This is a genomic window from Micromonospora alfalfae (assembly GCF_022230925.1).
GTDB lineage: Bacteria > Actinomycetota > Actinomycetes > Mycobacteriales > Micromonosporaceae > Micromonospora > Micromonospora alfalfae.
In genome coordinates this window covers 442,073-459,793 of sequence record NZ_JAKKFH010000008.1, presented here as the reverse complement: position 1 = coordinate 459,793, position 17,721 = coordinate 442,073, and the positions used below count along the sequence as shown (strand labels likewise).

17 protein-coding genes are annotated in these 17,721 nt (G+C 69.6%); 5 read left to right on the top strand and 12 right to left on the bottom strand.

Annotation, left to right across the window (positions count from 1 at the left end; genetic code table 11):
- Positions 1–101: 101 nt before the first annotated feature.
- Both MED01_RS08780 and MED01_RS08775 read right to left on the bottom strand, forming a co-directional pair.
- Positions 102–1,295, bottom strand: a complete 1,194-nt coding sequence (locus MED01_RS08780; RefSeq protein ID WP_238668008.1) for a DUF418 domain-containing protein — start codon at positions 1,293–1,295, stop codon at positions 102–104.
- Positions 1,292–1,495 carry a hypothetical protein gene (locus MED01_RS08775; protein WP_238668007.1) on the bottom strand — a complete coding sequence of 68 codons (204 nt, stop codon included), beginning with the start codon at positions 1,493–1,495 and terminating at the stop codon, positions 1,292–1,294. Before MED01_RS08775 ends, MED01_RS08780 begins: the two co-directional genes overlap by 4 nt.
- 101 nt (positions 1,496–1,596) lie before the next feature.
- On the opposite strand from MED01_RS08775, the gene MED01_RS08770 reads away from it, so the two are divergent.
- A complete protein-coding gene (locus MED01_RS08770) occupies positions 1,597–2,484 on the top strand; it encodes a TetR/AcrR family transcriptional regulator C-terminal domain-containing protein (protein ID WP_238668006.1) in 888 nt (295 codons plus the stop codon).
- Between the two features lie 61 nt (positions 2,485–2,545).
- Here MED01_RS08770 and MED01_RS08765 read toward each other — a convergent pair whose 3' ends face one another.
- From MED01_RS08765 to MED01_RS08755, 3 genes are all read right to left on the bottom strand, one after another.
- Entirely contained in the window at positions 2,546–3,631 is a 1,086-nt protein-coding gene (locus tag MED01_RS08765) for a hypothetical protein (RefSeq protein ID WP_238668005.1), read from the bottom strand.
- A gap of 252 nt (positions 3,632–3,883) precedes the next feature.
- Positions 3,884–5,200, bottom strand: a complete 1,317-nt coding sequence (locus MED01_RS08760) for a hypothetical protein (protein WP_238668004.1) — start codon at positions 5,198–5,200, stop codon at positions 3,884–3,886.
- A 2-nt stretch (positions 5,201–5,202) separates the two neighbouring features.
- Positions 5,203–6,033 carry a hypothetical protein gene (locus MED01_RS08755; RefSeq protein WP_238668003.1) on the bottom strand — a complete coding sequence of 277 codons (831 nt, stop codon included), beginning with the start codon at positions 6,031–6,033 and terminating at the stop codon, positions 5,203–5,205.
- A gap of 164 nt (positions 6,034–6,197) precedes the next feature.
- Between MED01_RS08755 and MED01_RS08750 the strand changes: the two genes are divergently transcribed.
- On the top strand, positions 6,198–7,559 hold the full coding sequence (locus MED01_RS08750; RefSeq protein ID WP_238668002.1) for a low temperature requirement protein A: 1,362 nt from the start codon (positions 6,198–6,200) through the stop codon (positions 7,557–7,559).
- A 15-nt stretch (positions 7,560–7,574) separates the two neighbouring features.
- On the opposite strand, the gene MED01_RS08745 is transcribed toward MED01_RS08750, so the two are convergent.
- From MED01_RS08745 to MED01_RS08735, 3 genes are read right to left on the bottom strand one after another with little or no spacing between them, the layout of a single operon-like run.
- A complete protein-coding gene (locus tag MED01_RS08745; RefSeq protein WP_238668001.1) occupies positions 7,575–8,255 on the bottom strand; it encodes a GOLPH3/VPS74 family protein in 681 nt (226 codons plus the stop codon).
- Entirely contained in the window at positions 8,252–8,971 is a 720-nt protein-coding gene (locus MED01_RS08740) for a hypothetical protein (RefSeq protein ID WP_238668000.1), read from the bottom strand. Before MED01_RS08740 ends, MED01_RS08745 begins: the two co-directional genes overlap by 4 nt.
- A 26-nt stretch (positions 8,972–8,997) precedes the next feature.
- Positions 8,998–9,879, bottom strand: coding sequence for an ABC transporter ATP-binding protein (locus MED01_RS08735; RefSeq protein WP_238667999.1), 882 nt, complete (start codon positions 9,877–9,879; stop codon positions 8,998–9,000).
- A gap of 107 nt (positions 9,880–9,986) precedes the next feature.
- On the opposite strand from MED01_RS08735, the gene MED01_RS08730 reads away from it, so the two are divergent.
- Together MED01_RS08730 and MED01_RS08725 are read left to right on the top strand one after the other, a co-directional pair.
- A complete protein-coding gene (locus MED01_RS08730; protein WP_238667998.1) occupies positions 9,987–11,141 on the top strand; it encodes a sensor histidine kinase in 1,155 nt (384 codons plus the stop codon).
- Complete coding sequence (locus tag MED01_RS08725) at positions 11,138–11,740, top strand: response regulator transcription factor (RefSeq protein ID WP_238667997.1); 603 nt, start codon at positions 11,138–11,140, stop codon at positions 11,738–11,740. Before MED01_RS08730 ends, MED01_RS08725 begins: the two co-directional genes overlap by 4 nt.
- Before the next feature lie 199 nt (positions 11,741–11,939).
- Here the strand turns inward: MED01_RS08725 and MED01_RS08720 are convergent, their stop codons facing one another.
- Both MED01_RS08720 and MED01_RS08715 read right to left on the bottom strand, forming a co-directional pair.
- Positions 11,940–12,401, bottom strand: coding sequence for a barstar family protein (locus MED01_RS08720; protein ID WP_238667996.1), 462 nt, complete (start codon positions 12,399–12,401; stop codon positions 11,940–11,942).
- Positions 12,401–13,309 (bottom strand): GNAT family N-acetyltransferase, encoded by a 909-nt coding sequence (locus MED01_RS08715; protein ID WP_238667995.1) that lies wholly within the window; start codon positions 13,307–13,309, stop codon positions 12,401–12,403. The genes MED01_RS08720 and MED01_RS08715 overlap by 1 nt, the downstream gene beginning before the upstream one ends.
- A gap of 223 nt (positions 13,310–13,532) precedes the next feature.
- Here MED01_RS08715 and MED01_RS08710 point away from each other — a divergent pair, with 223 nt between their 5' ends.
- Entirely contained in the window at positions 13,533–15,761 is a 2,229-nt protein-coding gene (locus tag MED01_RS08710; protein WP_238667994.1) for a hypothetical protein, read from the top strand.
- Here the strand turns inward: MED01_RS08710 and MED01_RS08705 are convergent.
- Together MED01_RS08705 and MED01_RS08700 are read right to left on the bottom strand one after the other, a co-directional pair.
- Complete coding sequence (locus MED01_RS08705; RefSeq protein ID WP_238667993.1) at positions 15,726–16,856, bottom strand: lipocalin-like domain-containing protein; 1,131 nt, start codon at positions 16,854–16,856, stop codon at positions 15,726–15,728. The genes MED01_RS08710 and MED01_RS08705 overlap by 36 nt on opposite strands.
- A gap of 47 nt (positions 16,857–16,903) precedes the next feature.
- The gene (locus MED01_RS08700) at positions 16,904–17,719 is read right to left on the bottom strand and encodes an NAD-dependent epimerase/dehydratase family protein (protein ID WP_238667992.1); all 816 of its coding nucleotides are present in this window, start codon (positions 17,717–17,719) and stop codon (positions 16,904–16,906) included.
- Positions 17,720–17,721 lie beyond the last annotated feature (2 nt).

Here is a 17,721-nt window from a genome sequence, read left to right as displayed (position 1 = left end):
GAATCCCCGGAAGGTCGTGCGGTGGCCGCGTCGGCGGCGTCTTCGTGGTGCTGGTGCGGATCGCCGTCCGGCTGCGCGCAGCCGGTTGAGAGCTGTCGGGCCTACCGTCGCATGGCGGGTCGCCTGCCGCGGGTCCAGGCGCGCAGCGCCCATTCGAACGGGCCGTACCGGAACCGTCGCATCCACCACCAACTGGCAGCCACCTGTACCACAAAGATCGTCAGGGCGATGAGCAGCGTCTGCGCTGGCGAGGTGCGGCCGGCCAGCCCCAGCCCCACGCCGGTGAAGACGAGCACGCAGATGAGCGACTGGCCCAGGTAGTTCGTCAACGCCATGCGTCCCGCAGGTGCCAACGCGTCCGCGACGCGCGGACGCCGCGTGAACAGACGCAGCAGAGTCGCGGCGTAGGCCGCCGCGAGGAACGGCGCGGTGACGATGCTGACCAGCAGTCCCGTCATGTTCGCCGTGCCGCCGCCGATCGCGAACACGGTGGCGCCGGCCAGGCCAACCGGATAGCCGACCCGCTCGCATCGGCGCAGCAGGTTCTCCCGGGTGTGCGCGGCGGCGAACAGCCGGTGCCTGCCAGCGGCCAGTCCGACGAGGAACGCGGCGAAGGCCAAGGGCCCTTGCACGGCAAGTGCGCCGAGCATCGCCGGCAACGAGCGCAGGTGCTCCAGGACGACATCATCGAACCCGCCGCGTAGGGCCTCCGTCGAACGCGCACCGGCGACGATCGCTGCGGCCTGGTCCGGGACCACCGCGGCACCAAGAGCCGCGGCCAGACCTACCACGAACGCGAGAACACCCACGATGATCGCCGCCGCACGCAAGGCGGAGCGCGGCTCGATCCGCCGAACGGCGAGCAGCACGAGACCGAGCAACGCGTACGTGGTGAGGATGTCGCCGTGGAACAGCAGCACCGCGTGTAGTGCCCCGAGCACGAACAACCCGGACAGCCGACGCAGGAACGACCGGCCGAAGGCGGCCCCACGCCGGGCCGCCGAGTCGAGTTGCAGGGTGAAGCTGTAGCCGAACAGGAATGAGAACAGCAGGTACGCCTTCATCGCGAGCAGCAGTTCGACCCCACCTGCGACAAGCCGGTCGAGCGCACCGTACGCCGGATCGCTGACCAGTTGGAAGGCGTATCCGGAGCTGAAGTACGACACGTTGACCAGCAGGATGAGCAGCAGCGCAATCCCGCGCAACGCGTCAATGGCGTTGATCCGGGCGTCGTCGGTGTCCTCCGCGGCCACATCCAGGCCATGGCCCTGCTGCCCACGTCTGAGCAGACTCATGACATCACTCCTCGAAAGACGACGGTGTTGGCGTACGAGGCAGCGACCATCTCCCGGGCGCTGCTGCTCCCACCCGGACCTCCGGGGCCCAGGAAGGCAGTGCAACTGCCCGCGGCGATGCCGATGGTGACGCCGTCCAGCGCGGTCGCCGGGCCATCGTGGGTCCTGCGAAGCGACGTCAGAAGAACGAAATCAGTCATGTCGTACAGCGTATGAGTGCACTAGCAACCGATAACAGTGAGGCTGGCCCCCGTATTCGTCTACCGGGTACCGTGACTGCACTAGTGCACGGGAGGCTGCTGTGGAGGAACCGCCGTACCGCCGGATCGCCGCCGGTCTCGCGGACCGGATCGCGTCGGGCGAGCTCGCGCCCGGGGCGAGGATCCCGTCGACCCGGCAGCTCATGGCCGAGTACGGGATCGCGATGGCGACCGCGACGAAGGTCCTGGCAACCCTGCGCGAACGGGGTCTCGTTGAGCCCATGCGGGGCGTCGGCACCGTGGTCGCCGCGGCCGGCGCGGGTAGAGCACCCGACCCCGACCGCGAGCAGGTGGTCGCCGCCGCCGTGGCCATCGCCGACGCCGAAGGGCTGCACGGCCTGTCGATGCGCCGGCTCGCCGGACAGCTCGGCATTCCGACAATGGCGATCTACCGGTACGTGGCCGACCGCGAAGAGCTGGTGCTGTTCATGATCGACGAGGTCATGGCCGACAACCCGCCGCCGGCCCTCACCCCGGACCGCGACGGCTGGCGGGCCTGCCTGGAGGCCTTCGCCCGGTTGCAGTGGGCGATGTACCGGCGGCACGCCTGGCTGGCCCAGGCACTCTCCTTTACCCGGCCACTTCCGGCCCCGCACGCCATGGCCCACACCGAGTTCGCGATGCGGGCCCTGGACGGGCGCGGGCTCGACATGAACGCACAGTTCACGGCGGCGGTGACGGTGGCCAACTACGTGCGCGGCACGGCGGTGAACCTGGCCGAGGAGGCGCAGGCCGAGCAGGACAGCGGCCTGACCGACACCCAGTGGATGGCGGCCCACGGAGAACGGATCGGCACGGTCCTGGCCGACGGGCGGCTCCCGCTGATGGCCCGCTTCATCACCGCCGACGACATGGTCTGGAGCCTGGACACGCTCTTCGAGTTCGGCCTCCAACGCCTCCTCGATGGCCTCGCCCCGCTCCTGCGATGACGTCCGGGGGCCTTTACCGCGCCGGCAGCAACGGGTCCGCCACCGCCGGCGCGGCCCGACGTCAGAGCCGGGAGGTGAAGGTGGCCAGGAAGCGGTGCGGGGTGACTGCGCCGGTGTTGTCGAAGCAGATGACGTCGATGTCGGCGTTGGTGGTGTACGTCCAGGGTTGGGTGAGGTGGCAGTAGTTGCTGCCAGCGCCCTGCGCCACCACCTGGGCGTGCGTCTCCTTGATGCCGACCTGCGGGAAGGTCGCCAGGTAGCGGCCGGCGGGCGCCAACGGTGCCACCGTGTTCGCACCGACACCGAGCACCGAGTTGTCGTTTGTCGGCCCGCCGACGGCGGTACCCAGGTAGCCGAAGTACGAGGGCGGGCCGAGGGAGCCGATCACCGGCCGCCGACGGTGGTACGAGAGGACGAAGTCGGTGTTGATGAACGCGCCGGCCTGGTCGTAGCAGAAGACGTACACCTGCACGCCGGTGCCGACAGCGCTCCAGGAGTAGACCTTGCAGCGGCGGGGACCGGCGTTCGGCTGCACGGCGGTGACCTGCACGTTGCCGGCGAGCACCCCGGCCAGTCCCACCCCGGGCAGCCGCACCAGGTACTGCCCGACGCCCACCGGCCCGACCGTGTTCACGACACCGGTGGAGTTGTACGACTGCGCCACCAGGCCGCTGGTCCACTGCACGTACGCGTGGGAGGTGCCGGCCGGCAGCACGCCCGAGCTGGTCGTCCAGAGCACCGTGAACGGGGTGTCGTCGCGCGTGCCGCCCGGCTTGTGGCACTGCACGTCGACGATCTCGTCGGCGCCGGACTGGAACCAGCGGACCACCTCGCAGTAGTGACCGGTCCGGTTCACCGGGGTCACGTGCGGCACGCCCCGTGAGCTGGCACCTATCTGCGGGAAGCGGACCTGGAACCGGCCGGGCGCGAGCTTGATGCCGTCGGCCCAGGCGACCGGGAACGCGGTCTTCCAGCTACCCCACTGCCGGCTGGTGTCCAGCACGGTCCAGGCCGGCACCGTGGGGTCCTTGACGTACGCGAAGCCCCAGCGGTCGGCGGTGGCCGCCACGGCCGGTGCGGGCGGCGTGAGCGCGCCGGCGGCCAGGACGGCGGCCAGTGTTGCGGTGACGAACGATCGGAGACGCATCTGTCCTCCAGTCGACGGGAACATGTCGGAGAGGAGTGTGCGCGCAGTGATTTCATGGTCGCAGTCAGCTACCTAGTGCGCTGGTGTCGGCTGTCCGCTACCCGTAACGGAGCTTCTGAGCAGTGCAGGCACACGGGGGCGCTTCGGGGTCTGCTGCCGCTGACCGCACCAGCCGAGGCCTCAGGCGCCCTGGGATCGATGCCCCGGCGGATCCGGTGAACGACGCCGAGCAGCCGGCGCGCGAGCGTCTGCTCAGCGGAGGCGGTCGGCCAGGTCACGCACCGCCTCAGTGAACGCCTCATCAGATTCGCAGGGGCGGTGTCCTTTGATCGGTGGCGGAAAGATGTCGCCGGACGGAGGTGTGACGCCGTACGGGTCGCGAAGCCGTCGGTCCACAGTCGCCTCTCGGTCGGATACGCCGGGTGCCTCGTCGGGTCGTTGCGGCGCGAAGACGCGACCCCCGATGGGGTCGGTGTCCCGCCACAGATTCACCCACCGCCAGTCCACTCGGTCGGCGATCTCGTGGATCACCTCGTCGCTGACGTACGCGGGAAAGAGTCGGGCGTACAACCGTCGGAGGGGCGAACCGTGGGTCAGCAGCGCGACCCGGTCGGTGACCCGTGGCGGCAGTTGGAGCACCGTCGCGGCGAGCAGGACGGAGCCGTGGCTGTGTCCGGTGAGCACCACCGCGTTGCCGGAGTCGACGAGGTGGGTGATCCGGCAGGTCAGTTCGGGAACGGCCCGTTCGGCGTAGCACGGGGGCGCGAACGGGTGCGCGGCTCTGGGCCAGAAGGTGCCCAGGTCCCACAGCACGCCGACGTACCGGCGGAATCCAGGGGTGCGATAGGCGAAGATTCCGCCGAGGACCAGGCCGATGATGAGGGCGGCGATCAGATAGCTGCCGACACCGATGCTGAAGTCGACGAAGCCGACCGGCAGCCCGACGTAGCGCTGGACCAGTTCGCTGGGAGGCGTCGGCAGCAGGCCGAGCGCGACCGCCGCCAAGCCGATCCCGGCAAGGCAGGCGTAGACAACCGCGAGCGGCACCAGCCGCTCGGTGAACTGGGCGCGGGCCAGGGTTCTGCGCACCTGCCGCAGCCGCGGCGTGGCATTGGTCGGCGCGTCTGGGAAGTCACGAGCGACGATCGCGGACGCGGCCCGGATCCGGCCCGGTCGTGACGCCACCGACACCACGCCGGCAATGGCCAGCGTCGCCAGCACCGCCACCGAGAAGCCGAGGATCGCCCAGATGCAGGCCTGTGGTGGGCTGGTGATCAACGCCTCCGCGGTCGGCGCGCCCCGGTTCAGGACGTCGGACACCCGATAGAGCAGTTCAGCCGAGAACGTGAGCGCCAGACTGATCGCGGCCACGGAGGTCGCGAGGGCGCCGAACCCGAGCGCGGGCGGGACATCCGTCTTACCCCGGTGCCAGAACAGCACCGCCCCCAGGGCAGCCAGCAGCACCGCCTGACCGATGAACAGCCCGACGACGGTCAGGTTGTAACCGGGCAGCCCGTTCCGCTCCGGCCAGGAGGCCGAACTGGTCAGGACGTGGATCCAGACCAGCACGGTCAGGCCGAGGCGATCGTTCGCAGCACGCTGACCAACCGGTCGAGCCAGCACTCCGTGGGCGTGGTCAGGGGTGGGGTGCAGAGCAGAACCGCACACATGATCAGCAGGAGTCCGGCAGTTGCCGCCAGCGCGACGGTGCCGACCGACAGGTTCTGTGCGGCCCGGGCACCGAGCAGACTGAGGTCCAGCGTGGCAAACGCCGCCGCGACGTGAATCGAACGCAGTCGACCAACCAGCGGCTCATTGTCCCACCGGCCGACGGCGGTGAGCCGGTTCGCCGCAAGAGGCTGTCCTGCCGCGCGGAAGACGTGAGACGGGAGCGCCGGGCGAGCGCTGAGCCCCCACATCAGGCTGATGGCCGCAGCCGGCACCAGCGCGAGTACCGCCAGACGCAGTCCGGCAGGACGCCCGCCGAGCCAGGAGAGCCAACTGCGTCCGGCCAGGCACTCCGGTGAGGACATGCACTTCCACGCAATCACATCCAGTGCGATCCCCACGATGCTCAGGACGTACATCGTGGTCAGGGTGAGCGCCAACAACCGGCACAGGGCCTTGATCACCGGGTCGGAGCCGGCTCCGGCCGGACGCATCCAGATGGCGAGGTTGATCAGCATGAAGGGCAACAGGATCACCATCGACAGCGTTCGCACCGCGTTGCCAGCAGGCAGGTTGTTCCAGCGGTAGGCCTCCAGCGTCACCCCGCCGGCCTCGCCGCCCTCGTGGTTTCCCGGCCGCGGCCGGTAGAAGCCGCCCCGATGGTCGCCCGCCACCTGCTGCACGTGCGGTCGATCCAGCAGGTCATCCGGGCCGGTGGCGGAAACCCCGTGCACTCGCAGTTCCACGACGCCGTCAGCCCCAGAGCGCCCGCCCCCGTGTCGCTGATCCATCCGGTACCGGCCCCCGGCGTGTACGAGGCGCACACCGACCCGCTCGGCTGATCCGACGGCGCCCGCGTGGCGCAACGGGCGTACCCCGCGAAGGGAGATGCAACCGCGTGCTCGTAGCGCGCCGCTTCGTGCCGATCACCCGTGGCGGACCGACCCGACTACCAAGAGGTGTCTGGTCCGCCGGCATTCTTCGGGTATCGACTCGACGACCTGTCCGGCGTGGTACCAATACCCGGATAGGCCAAGCTGGCAGGAATGGGCGGCCCATGTCGACAAGGGCAGCAGCGCTGCTGCGGAAACCCGGGCAACCGCAGCGACCGAGCCTTCTGGAACTCTTCTTCGACCTGGTCTTCATCTTTGCCCTCAATCGGGTCTCGCAGCGGCTGGTCGAGGAGTTCACCGAGCAGCGAATCGTCCTCATCGAGGCTGGCGAGGCGCTGGTGTTGCTGCTGGCCTTCATGGTGCTGTGGTTCGTCACAGCATGGGTCACCGACCTCTACGATCCGCAGCGGCCGCAGCTTCAGGTGCTGGTCTACACGGCAATGCTCGGCGCGCTGGTGATGGCGGTCGCGGTGCCGCAGGCGTTCGGTGACAGAAGTCTGGCCTTCGCCGGTGCGTACGTCGCCGTCCACATCATTCGTGGGCTGGTCATCGTGCCGCTGCTGCGCGGCCACGAAGCTCAGCGCCGAGCGGCTGGAGTGTTCTTCTGGTTCACGCTGTCGGCGGTGCCGTGGATCGCCGGCGCGATAGTGACGGATCTGGCCCGCAGCCTGCTGTGGACGATCGCGATCGCCATCGACGGCGCGGCACTGCTGCTGTTCTATCCCGCGCCGTGGTCCCGCCTCACCCAACGGCAGTGGCCCGTCCTTGCCGAATACCTGTCCGAACGCTACCGACAATTCTTCATCATTGCTCTGGGCGAACTGATTCTGACGACCGGCTCGGCCTACAGCGACACATCGTTCCGGCGCGGCGGAGCCGCGGCAGCCTTCGCGGTTTCTTTCATCACCACTGTTCTGCTGTTTCGCGTCTACGTCTTCCGGGCGGGCCAGTTGTTGCCCGAAGCCATCAGAGCCGCCGCTGAGCCCGCGCACCTCATCCGGGAGGCTTTCCTCGCGCACGTACTCATGGTGGCCGGGATCGTCGCCGTTGCCGTCGGATACGAAATCGTGATCGAACATCCGTTCGGGCACACCAACGCGGCGTGGATCCTCGTCGTCCTCGGCGGACCGATGCTGTTCCTGATCGGGCGAGCCCTGGTGGAACACGCCGTATTCGCCCGGGTGTCCCGTTCTCGGATCTTCGGCGCTCTGGCGCTTGCCGGCGCCTCGCCGTTCATGACCCTGCTGCCGCCGCTGGCCGTGGCCGTCACCGCCGTCATCGTCCTCGCCGGCATCGCCGCCTCCGACGCCGTCCACGCCAGGGGTAAGCCTCCCGAACGGCCGCACCCGGCCAACGCCAGGCAGTGAACGGCGGCCGCGCCTCTAGCTTCGAGGTAGCACGGTGATGGCCACGACGGCGCTGTTGACGACAGTGGCCGTCACGGTGCGGGTAACGGCTGCCGCCGCGGCGTCGGCACCCCAGTCGCCCCGCTCGAGTTCCTTGGCTCGGCTGATCACCGATGACGTCCACGGGATCTCGCTGTCGAACTGCGGGAGCGTCCCGCTCGCCGAGAGCAGCGCCGCGAGCGCGGCGATCCGGGCTTGCGGCTCCGCGCCGTCCACGAGGACCCGCCGTACGTCGGCGAGCAGGCGGGGCCGTCGTTCGGTTCGGCCCTCCCGCAGGGCTGTCGTCCGGAACAGGCCGAGTACTTTACGCGGCTCCTGGTCGATGTCGCCCCGTGTGATGAGCCGCTGCAACACCGGCGCCCGCAGGGCGGGACCGATCGCCGCCAGTGCCGTCTGCACCCCTCGGGGTTTCTCGGCGAGGTAGTCCCACGCCGGCCGCAGCAGGCCGTCCGACGGCGGGTGACCCGCCACGCTGCTGACCCGTCCCCGGTCCGTCGTGGTCAGGTGGTCGCCGAGGGCGAGGTCAGCGAGGACGGCTCCGCCGAGGACGTAGAAGAGGGTGTTCTCTCCAGCTATGGTCCCGGACCTGGGTTGGAACAGGAGCAGCAGGAGATCTTCCACAAGGGTCGGGGCGTCCGACCGGGGATCGGTGGTCATCGGCGGGGCTCCCAGCGGAAGAGTCGGGTGGCCAGAGCGACGGCGACGACGACCCAGCCGAGCGTGGGCGCGAGCAGGAGCAGGGAGTCGGTCACGGCGACGCCGCCGTTCCAGGCGTTCATGGTCAGTTCGGTGGCCGCGCCGCCGGGCAGCAGCCGCTTGAGCCAGGCGAGGTTCTCGGTGCCGGTGATGCCGACCCAGCTGGCCATGGCGATCACCCCGAGGGTAACGGGCAGGGTGGTGACCTGGGCGTGTTCCGGGGAGTTCGTGAGGCCGGCCGTGGCCAGCGCCAGCCCGATCATCATGGCCACTGTCGCGAGGACCGCCACCACCAGCAGGGCGACGTTCGCCGGTGCGCCGGCGACCACGGCCAGGGCGGTCAGGATCGCTGTCACCTGCACCACGGTGAGGACGACCACGGGCAGCAGTAGGCCGGCGAGGATACCGGCGTCGCCTTCGGCGGTGGAGCGCAGTCGCTTGAGGAAGAGGTTCTGGCGTCGGGAGGCCAGGGTGGTGACGGCCGTGGCGTAGAGCCCGAACGCGGCCACTGTGAACAGCACGATCGCGGCGATGTAGCCGAGGCTCCCGAGGTCGGCGTAGGTCTCGTGCTGACGGACGAAGAACGCGGAGACCGCGGCCGGGATGATGAGGCTGGTGATCAGCACCAGCCGGTTGCGGAAGATCTGGATCAGTTCGCTGGACGCGATGGAAAACACGGTGAGGGACCTCTCGAAAGAACGAATCAACTGTTGATGGCGCGGAAGACGTCGTCGAGCCGGGTCGGGCCCGCCGCCAGGTCCCGCAGCTCCACGGCGTGGTCCTGCGCCCAGCCGAGCAGGAGGTGCAGGTCCTTCTGCAACTCGAAGGACTCGACCACCACCTTCCCGTCGGCGTCGACGACCGCGTGCAGCGGTAGCGGCGGCACAGGCGTGGCAAGGGCGAAGCGGATCACGCCGGGGAGAGTGTGGGTCAGCTCGGAGACGGTGCCCTCGCGGTGCAGGGTGCCCTGGTGCATGAGCCCGATCCGGTCGGCGCGCTGCTGCGCCTCCTCCAGGTAGTGGGTGGTGAGCACGATGGTGGCACCGTTCTCCCGCAACCGGTCCACTGTCGCCCACACGGCGTCGCGGGACTGGATGTCGAGGCCGGTGGTCGGCTCGTCCAGGAAGAGCAGCTCCGGGGTGCCGTAGACCGCTGTGGCGAAGTCCAGCCGCCGCTTCTCCCCGCCGGACAGCTGGGACACCTTGCGGCCGGCTCGACCGGTCAGGTCGACCACGTCGAGCACGCGGTCGACGTCGTCGGTACGCCGGGTGAGCCGGCCGATCAGGCCGACCGACTCACGGACGGTGAGGTCCGGGGAGAAACCACTCTCCTGGAGCATGACTCCCATTCGGGGACGTACCGCTCTCCGGTCGTCGGGGCTGTGCCCGAAGACGCGTACGGTGCCCGAGGTTGGCCTCCGGTGTCCCTCGACTACCTCCAGGGTCGAGGTCTTTCCAGCTCCGTTGGTGCCCAGCAGCGCGTACAGCTCTCCGGGTCGTACCTCGAAGGAGAGGTCCTTGACGGCGTGGAAGTCGCCGTAGGTGAGGTTCAGCCGTTCGACTTCGATGACTGGTGTGGTGGACATGTACCCATGACAGCGCGGGCGCGGCCGACCCGGCAGTGGCACCACGTCATCACCGCATGTGACGTGGTGTCACTGGTCAGGGCCCCTGACTGCCGGATACTGGCGTGGTGACCGCGAGATCGCCGCGCTTCACCGAGTCGACGCAGGGAAGGCTGCGCCGGCTCAACCTCGCGACGTCACTGCCGCCGGTGGTGTTCGCCGCGGCGGTCCTGCTCTACACCGACGCGCGTACCTGGTGGCACATCGTCGTCCTGGCGCCCGGGGCCGTGGCGGGCGTGGTGGCCTTCGAACGGTGGACGGCGAACGACCTCGCCAGGGTCGCGCTGCCCTGCCTGGTCGTAGCGGCAGCGGTCTGGCCGCTCGGGGTCCTGGTGACAGGCAGCCCGAATGCCTACTGGGGCTTCTGCGCAGTAGGTTCGCTTGCCCTGCGCGAGGTGCGACGACGCCGGAAGCTGGTGATGGCCGGGCTGTTCGCCTACGTCGCCGCCGTCGGCGCGGCGCGGCTGCTGGTGCAGCCTGACGACATCGGTCACGTTCTGGTCACCTACGTTCTCATCCCGACCGCCCTCACCATCATCGTGACGGTCTTCACCGTGGTGGGCGAGCGGTTCTACGACCTCATCCGGGAACTCGAACAGACGCGGGAACGCGAGGCGGAGCTGGCAGTGGTCCGGGAGCGCGTACGGTTCGCCAGCGACCTGCACGACATCCAGGGCCACACCCTGCACGTGGTCAAGCTGAAGATAGCCCTGGCCCAGCGACTGCTGCTCCGCGACGCCGCTCGCGCGGAGAAGGAGCTGCGGGAGACGTACACGCTGGTCAGCGACACCATCGCGCAGACCAAGGAGCTCGCCTACGCGCAACGGCGACTCAACCTCACCGCCGAGATCGAGAACGCGAAGAACCTGTTCGAGGCTGCCGGCATCCGGGTCCGGGTGACCCGGGAGGCCGAGGTAGATGCCCGCGCCAACGAACTGCTCGGGCAGGTGCTGCGGGAGACGACCACCAACATCCTGCGGCATGCGCAGGCCACCCAGGTGCAGATCACGCTCACCGCGTCGGGCATCACCATCGTCAACGACGGCGTGACCGCCACCACGGCCCCTGAGCTCAGGGGACTGGCGGCGCTGAGGCAACGGGTGGCGGTCGACGGAGGTGAGCTGACCGTGGAACAGAAGGACGGGCGGTTCCTGACCGCCGCGGTCTTCCCACCCATTCGGGCCGACGCGGCCCCGACGGTAAGCGGGAAGGACGGCCGATGACCACCATCGTGCTCGCCGACGACGAGGCGCTGCTGCGCACGGCCCTGGCCGCGCTGCTGCCGATGGAGGGCGACATCACCGTTCTCGCCGAGGCGCAGGACGGTCGGACGGCGATCGCCGCCACCCTGCGACACCGGCCCGACGTGCTCGTCATCGACCTGGAGATGCCGGGCGTGGACGGCCTGGGCGCGGTCGCCGAGATCCGCCGCGAGCGACCGGAGCAGGTGATCCTCATGCTCACCCGGCATGCCCGCCCCGGCGTGCTGCGCAAGGCGCTGAAGCTCGGCGTCCAGGGCTTCGTCAGCAAGTCCGCCGAGCCAGCCCACATCACCTCGGTCATCGCCACCCTGCACTCGGGGAAACGCTGGATCGACCCGGACGTGTCAGTGCTCGCCGTCACCGAGGACAGCCCTCTCACCGACCGTGAAGCCGACGTCCTGCGGGTCACCGGCGAGGGTTACTCGGTCGCCGACATCGCCGCTCGGCTCCACCTCGCACCGGGCACTGTCCGCAACTACCTCTCCAACGCGATGCGCAAGACCCAGACCCGGACCCGCCACGAAGCGGCCCGCTACGCCCGCGAACACGACTGGCTGTAGACGCGTCCACCGTCGCCGACCATCAGTTCCGGCTGTTTACGGAGAGGTCCGACGCGCGGTTGGTGACCTTCGCTGTCGACGCCGAAGCGGGCCGGACGGTTCGATCTGATGGTGATCAGCGAACCCGTCTCGGTGAGGCGTACCGTCGTCCGCGCGTTCGATGAGCGGATGACGGGCGACGTCGCGTGTATCGACGATCTCACCGCATCTTGTGGACCGCACGGGCGATCTCCTGCCGCAACAGAGTCGCCTCGTTGTCGCTGTCACAGAGCAGCAGCACCGCGAACTCTGGCTGGCCGAACGGGCTGGCCCAGTGATGAACGGCCTGCACCAGGATCTGGAACAGCGTGTGCCGATCCTCGGCACTGCTCGACAGCACCCGGGGCGCGTTCTCGACAACGATGAGATACCCGTCCGCGGGCAACCAGTTCAGATCGCTGAGACAGTCGGACAGCGCGGCCCAGTTCCAGCCGAAGTAGCCCGGAAAGAACAGCGCGTCGGAGAACTCGTAGAAGGCGTGGTCCGCATCCGTCATCCTCGTTCCGTCGAGCCGGGCGACGACGAACCTGCCCGCTGCCGGTAACACCGCCGCCAGCTCGACCAGGGCACTGCGCGAGCAGACCACGACCTGATCGGTGGAGCCGTTCCCCCACCTGCTCATCACACGATGACCAGGTTGGCCATGTCGACGACCGGCCGGTAGCCGAGGGCGGCGTAGATCTTGTTCGACGTCGGGTTGGCCTGGTCGGTGAACAGGCAGACCCGCGCACCCTCGGCCTGGATTCGGCGGGAAACCTCCGCCACCGCGTTGCTGGCCCAACCGCGCCCCCGCTGGGCCGGCGGTGTGTACACCGGGCCCACGCGGGCCACCCCGAACGACGGTGGGTTGGCACCGGTGAGGTGCACCGGCTCTCCGGTCTCGTCGACCCAGAACCACAGCCGTCCGGCGTGGAGCCGACGCAGCACCTCAGCGTGGTCGAGCGCTTCGTGCGCACTCGTACCGCGTGGGCGGCCCGCCTGTTCGTCGGCGTCGCCGATGAACGCGGCGAGCCACTCCGTGACCAGTCCCGCGTCGTTCTCGGTCGCGGCCACCAAGCCGCCAGGCACCGGCGGCGGCCATGTCAGCTCGCCGAGCGCGTGCAGCCGTGTGTGCCGGGAGACCTGGACCTCACCCCCACCGAGCCGGGCCAGCGCGGTGGCGCACAGGTGGACCGTGGGCAGGGCCCCGTTGACCGCGAGGACCTCCTCCCCGCGATCGTGCAACGCGTGGGCCAGCGCAACGGCCGCCTCGTCGGGCATGGGCAGCAGGAATGGAGGATAGGGGGGATGCGGCGCCGAGCGCATCCCGGCACCGACAACGGTGCCGGAGTCGTCGCTGACCACCAGCCACCAGTTGCGGTCGGGCTGCGGGATCCCCTCGGCCCGCTGTGACAACAGCCGGTGCGCGATGGTGGTCACGACCGTGCTGACGACCGGATCGGCGCCCAGGTAGCCGCCCGCAGTGGCCAGGAACTCACCCGGATCGCTGAGGAACCGCAGCCGCAGTCCGGTCCTCGGGACAATGCTCATCCGCGTACGCTAGCCACCGCCCACCACATCGACACGGGAATTTCGTACGGCCCGAGGACCTGCGAACGCTGAGCCAACCGTGATGGCGGGCCCACGGTTGGTCCCGGTCGGGCGGGGTACACCGCCGCGAGTGGCGCGGGGACTGGGTTCACCCGGCTGGGCCACCGAAGGCGCTTCGGAGGGGCCGATGTCGGGTGCGTCAGCGCGGTCAAGCGGGCCCGGGATGTCCGATGACGTGGTGGAGCTGCGGGTACACGGGGCCGCCAGCGCGAGCGCCGCCCAGGTGTTGAACGTGGCGCAGGTCGAGCAGGTCGCGGGCGACCGCAGTGGGGGCTTCTACCGACCCCACCGCCCATGTTCGTGCGGCAACGGCGAACGGGTGACGGAGGCGTACCGCTGGGGTGACCTGCCCGCCGGAAGCGTGGTCCGAACACTGACGTTGGTGTTCCTCCTGCCGTTCATGCTGGCCAACCTGGCGATCTGGATGCGACCGGCGAGCCCTGGCTCCGACGCGATGGTCAGGTCCCTGTGCCGGTTGCTGGCGCTCACCCTCACCGCGCTGTATGTGCTTGCCTTCGTCGGCGTCACGCTGGACGTGATCGCGTGGAAGTGCATGGGCTCGCCACGATGCCTGGCCGGGCGCACCTGGATGTCCTGGTTGGGTGGGCAACCCGTGGGCCTGCGCCTCGCGGTCCTCGCTGTGGTTCCGGCCGCCGCTATCGGCGTGCTCTGGCGGGCCGGCACCCGGCCGGGAAGGATGTTCGACGCGTTCCGTGCTCCCGCGGACGAGGTCTCCGAGCATCGACTCGGCGGGATCGGTCAATGGGACGCGGGGCCGCTGGTGGGTCGGCTGCGCTCGGTTCACGTCGCGGCGGCGTTCGCGACACTGGACGTCGCTCTGCTCGCCGCCCGAGCCGCGAACGGCGCCTCGGCCAGCACGATCGGGTTGGCCGTGGCCACCGGGACGGTGCTGGCCAGTTGCCTGGTCCTGCTCTGCATGCCTGCGCTGCTCGACCGGGCCGCCTCGGATCGGCGACTGGACCGAATCACGCGCACGGTGCGGACGGTAGCCGTGGCCCTGACCATCGTGGTGACGGCCCACGTCCTCGTCAGCCCAGCGCCGTGGCACGAGGGGGGCGGGCTACCCGGCTACGGCGCAATTCTCACCTCGCTGTTCGTTGCCCAGACGGCCCTGCTGGCCGCCCTCGGCGCTGTGCTGCTCTGGCGCCGGGTTCGGCGGCGCGACGCCATCCCGCTGCTCGGGCTTGGGGCCCTGGTGATGGCGGCCAGCGCGGTGAGTCTGGCGGTGGCGGTGTCCGCAGAGTTGGTCTACCGGGTGGCGGATTTCCTGGACCGTGATGCGCCGACCGGAGAGGGCCTGGCCTCCGGTCTGCCGCCGGCGTTCACCTGGGCGATCTTCGGCTTTCTCCGGACAGTGCTGTTCACGCTGGTGGTTGCGGTTCCGGTCGTCCTCATCTCGCGACGCCGTCGACTTCGTGCCGCTGCGGCGATTGTCGCCTGCGACTACCCGGACCGCCCGCCCGCAGCCGCGACCCGACTGCGGCAGGTGCAGAAGGCGATAGCCAGGGCCCGCTTCACCGAGAGACTGGTTCCGTTGGCGGTGGTCTACGCCTGCCTGGCCGGGATCGGCACGGCCACCACCACCCTCGGTCTGCTGGACTTGCTGCCGAGCGAGTCCGTGCAGCGGTACGCACGGGTGCCCGGCGACCTGATCACCTTCTCCATCGCGTTCGGCAGTTGGGGGATCGCCGCGATCATCCTCGGCCTGACCATCGGTGGAATCTTCGCCTACCGGACAGTCGAATTCAGGCGCCACGTTGGTGTCCTGTGGGACCTGGGCACGTTCTGGCCCCGGGCCGCCCACCCGTTCGCGCCACCCTGCTACGCCGAACGAGCCGTGCCGGAGTTGACCCGACGAATCACGTACCTGGTCGGACGCGGCAACCTCGTGCTGCTCACCGCACACAGCCACGGCTCGGTCCTGGCCGCCGCGACAGTGCTCCAGTTACCGCCCCAGGTCAGTAGTCGAGTCGCTCTGCTCACCCATGGGTCACCACTGAGCCGACTCTACGCGCGACTGTTCCCCGCCTTCGTCGACGACGAGGTGCTGCACGAGATCGGCGCTCGCGTGGACTGGCGGTGGGTGAATCTGTGGCGCGACACCGACTCGATCGGCGGCTGGATATTCACCGCCCACCGGGCGACCACGTCGGTAACCGTCGGTAGGACGGCGGCAACGGTGGACCGCCGGTTACGGGATCCCGCCGACGTGGTGCCGCTACCTGGCGACAGCGTCCCGCCGCCGATCCAGGGACACCGGCCCCGCGGATCGGAGCAGCGGTACGCCGAGGCGGCCCAAGAGTTGATCGAGCGCCTCCGCCAGCCGGTGGACCCACTACCGCTTCCGGGCGACCCGGCGACCGGGCACTGACGGATCCGCGGCGGTGACGCGGGCGCGCCCGAAGTACATGAGCTCCCAGATCGCGTCCTCGGTGAACTCCTCAACCAGGTGTCCGCCCTTGTGGTGCTCGATCGTGAGCAGGCCGGCGAAGCGGAGGTAGGCGCCGTCGAACCGGATCAACCGGGCCGCTGCCCGCTTCAACCAGGGCAGGTCCCTGGTGAGGGGGTTGCGGACCAGGTCGCGCTTGCGGTCGAAGGTCACCACGTACGTGTCGTCGTCGTCCACGTACGTGTAGCGGACGATCCCCGCGACCGGCTTGCCGGTCTTCGCGTCGGTGTAGACCCCGTCCCGCTCGAACGTCATTTTCGCTGGATCGTCGCCGATGATCCGGCCGGCGCGGGCCAGCATGAAGATGGGGATCTCGGCGAAGCCGTACTTCTCGGCAGCGGTGATGAACGACGCGATGACCGTGTACGGCCCGGCCTGCCCCCGCCCCCAGTACCAGTCATTGAGGATTTTCGGCAGCCCGACGTTGCCCCAGTTGTGGTCGTGGTAGCCGACGCCGGTCGTCTCATGCCGCGCCCCGTCGATCGTGTACGAACCCCGCACTGTTCCTTGGGGCACCGAGGGCAGCCAGTTGAACTGGAGGTCGCGCTCCGGGCCGAACAGCATGTGCCCGGTGGCCGGACGCCAGGCCGGGACGTCGGTCGTCAGCGTGAAGTCGACCCGCAGCCCTCCGGCGGTCGCCTGGATCCGGTACTCGCGCAGGTTCTCGCCCTGGAAGCGGTTGCCCGGCCCCATCCGGACGTCAGTACGCCCGCTCGCCGCCGACCACTCGGCCGCGGGGATCGCGATCGTGTTGTTGGACATCGTCCCGTCCGGCAGTTCCAGGTTGACCCGGAGTTGCGGCGACAGCGGGCTTCCCGCCGCGCCGAGGTCCTTGTTCATGAACACCACTACCACCTTCGCGCCGTCGTCGAGGTGGGCGTCGAAGTACCACCACTCGTACGACCCGGCGCGATTGTCGGTGCGGGCGCCGTCCTCCCATTCGCGTACGACATCGCGCTCCAGCCCGAAGCGGGCATGGTCGTCGCTCAGCGCGGCCAGTTTGGAGTGATCCGACATAACTCTTCGTCTCCGTTGCCTCTACAGGATCAAGATGTGCGGACGGCTCACACCGTGGCGAATCCCTGCCGCCAGGACGGATAGGCCGGGGTCCAGCCAAGGTGCGTGCGGGCGTGGTTGTTGTTCGCTCCCCGCGCCCAGCCGTGCCGCTCGCCCCCGGTCACCGCTGGCGCTGGCACGTCGGCGGCCGCGCAGAACGCGGGCACCCACTGCGCGGCGGCGGCTGGCTCGTCGTCGCAGACGTTGACGACGCCGACGGGCCACTCCAGAGCCGCGACCGCGGCGGCGACGGCGTCGTCGACGTGCAGCAGGCTACTCACGTCCGCGTCGGCGGGGACCTTGCCGGCGGCGGCGAACTGGGCCATCAGACCGTCGCGGGCGTACCAGGTGCTCGGACCGTAGAGGGTGCCGTATCTCAGCACGACCCACTCGGGCGCCTCCTGGACGGCGGATTCGAGCGCCGCGGCACCTGCCACACTGGTCTGGCGTGGCTCTGGGGCGCTGAGGTCGAGCGGGGTCTCCTCGGTCGCCGGCTCGGCGCCCGGCTCGTACGCCCAGGAGATGCTCTGTGCCACGATCCGGCGTACCCCGACGGCGAGCGCCGCGTCGACCAGGTTGCGGGTCCCGGTCCGACGCAGCCGCGAATTGGCGGCGAAGTCGCCGGTGCTCAGGCTGGTCAGCTGGTGCATGACCACATCGGGCCGGGCCTCGCGGACGGCGGCCGCCACCGTGTCCCGGTCGAGCACGTCGACGGCGACCGGGCCGTTGCGAGCCAGCCCGATGACCTCGTGCCCCTGGGCGGTCAGGATCGGTTCGAGACGGCGGCCGATGACGCCCGTCGAACCGGCGAGAACGATACGCATGA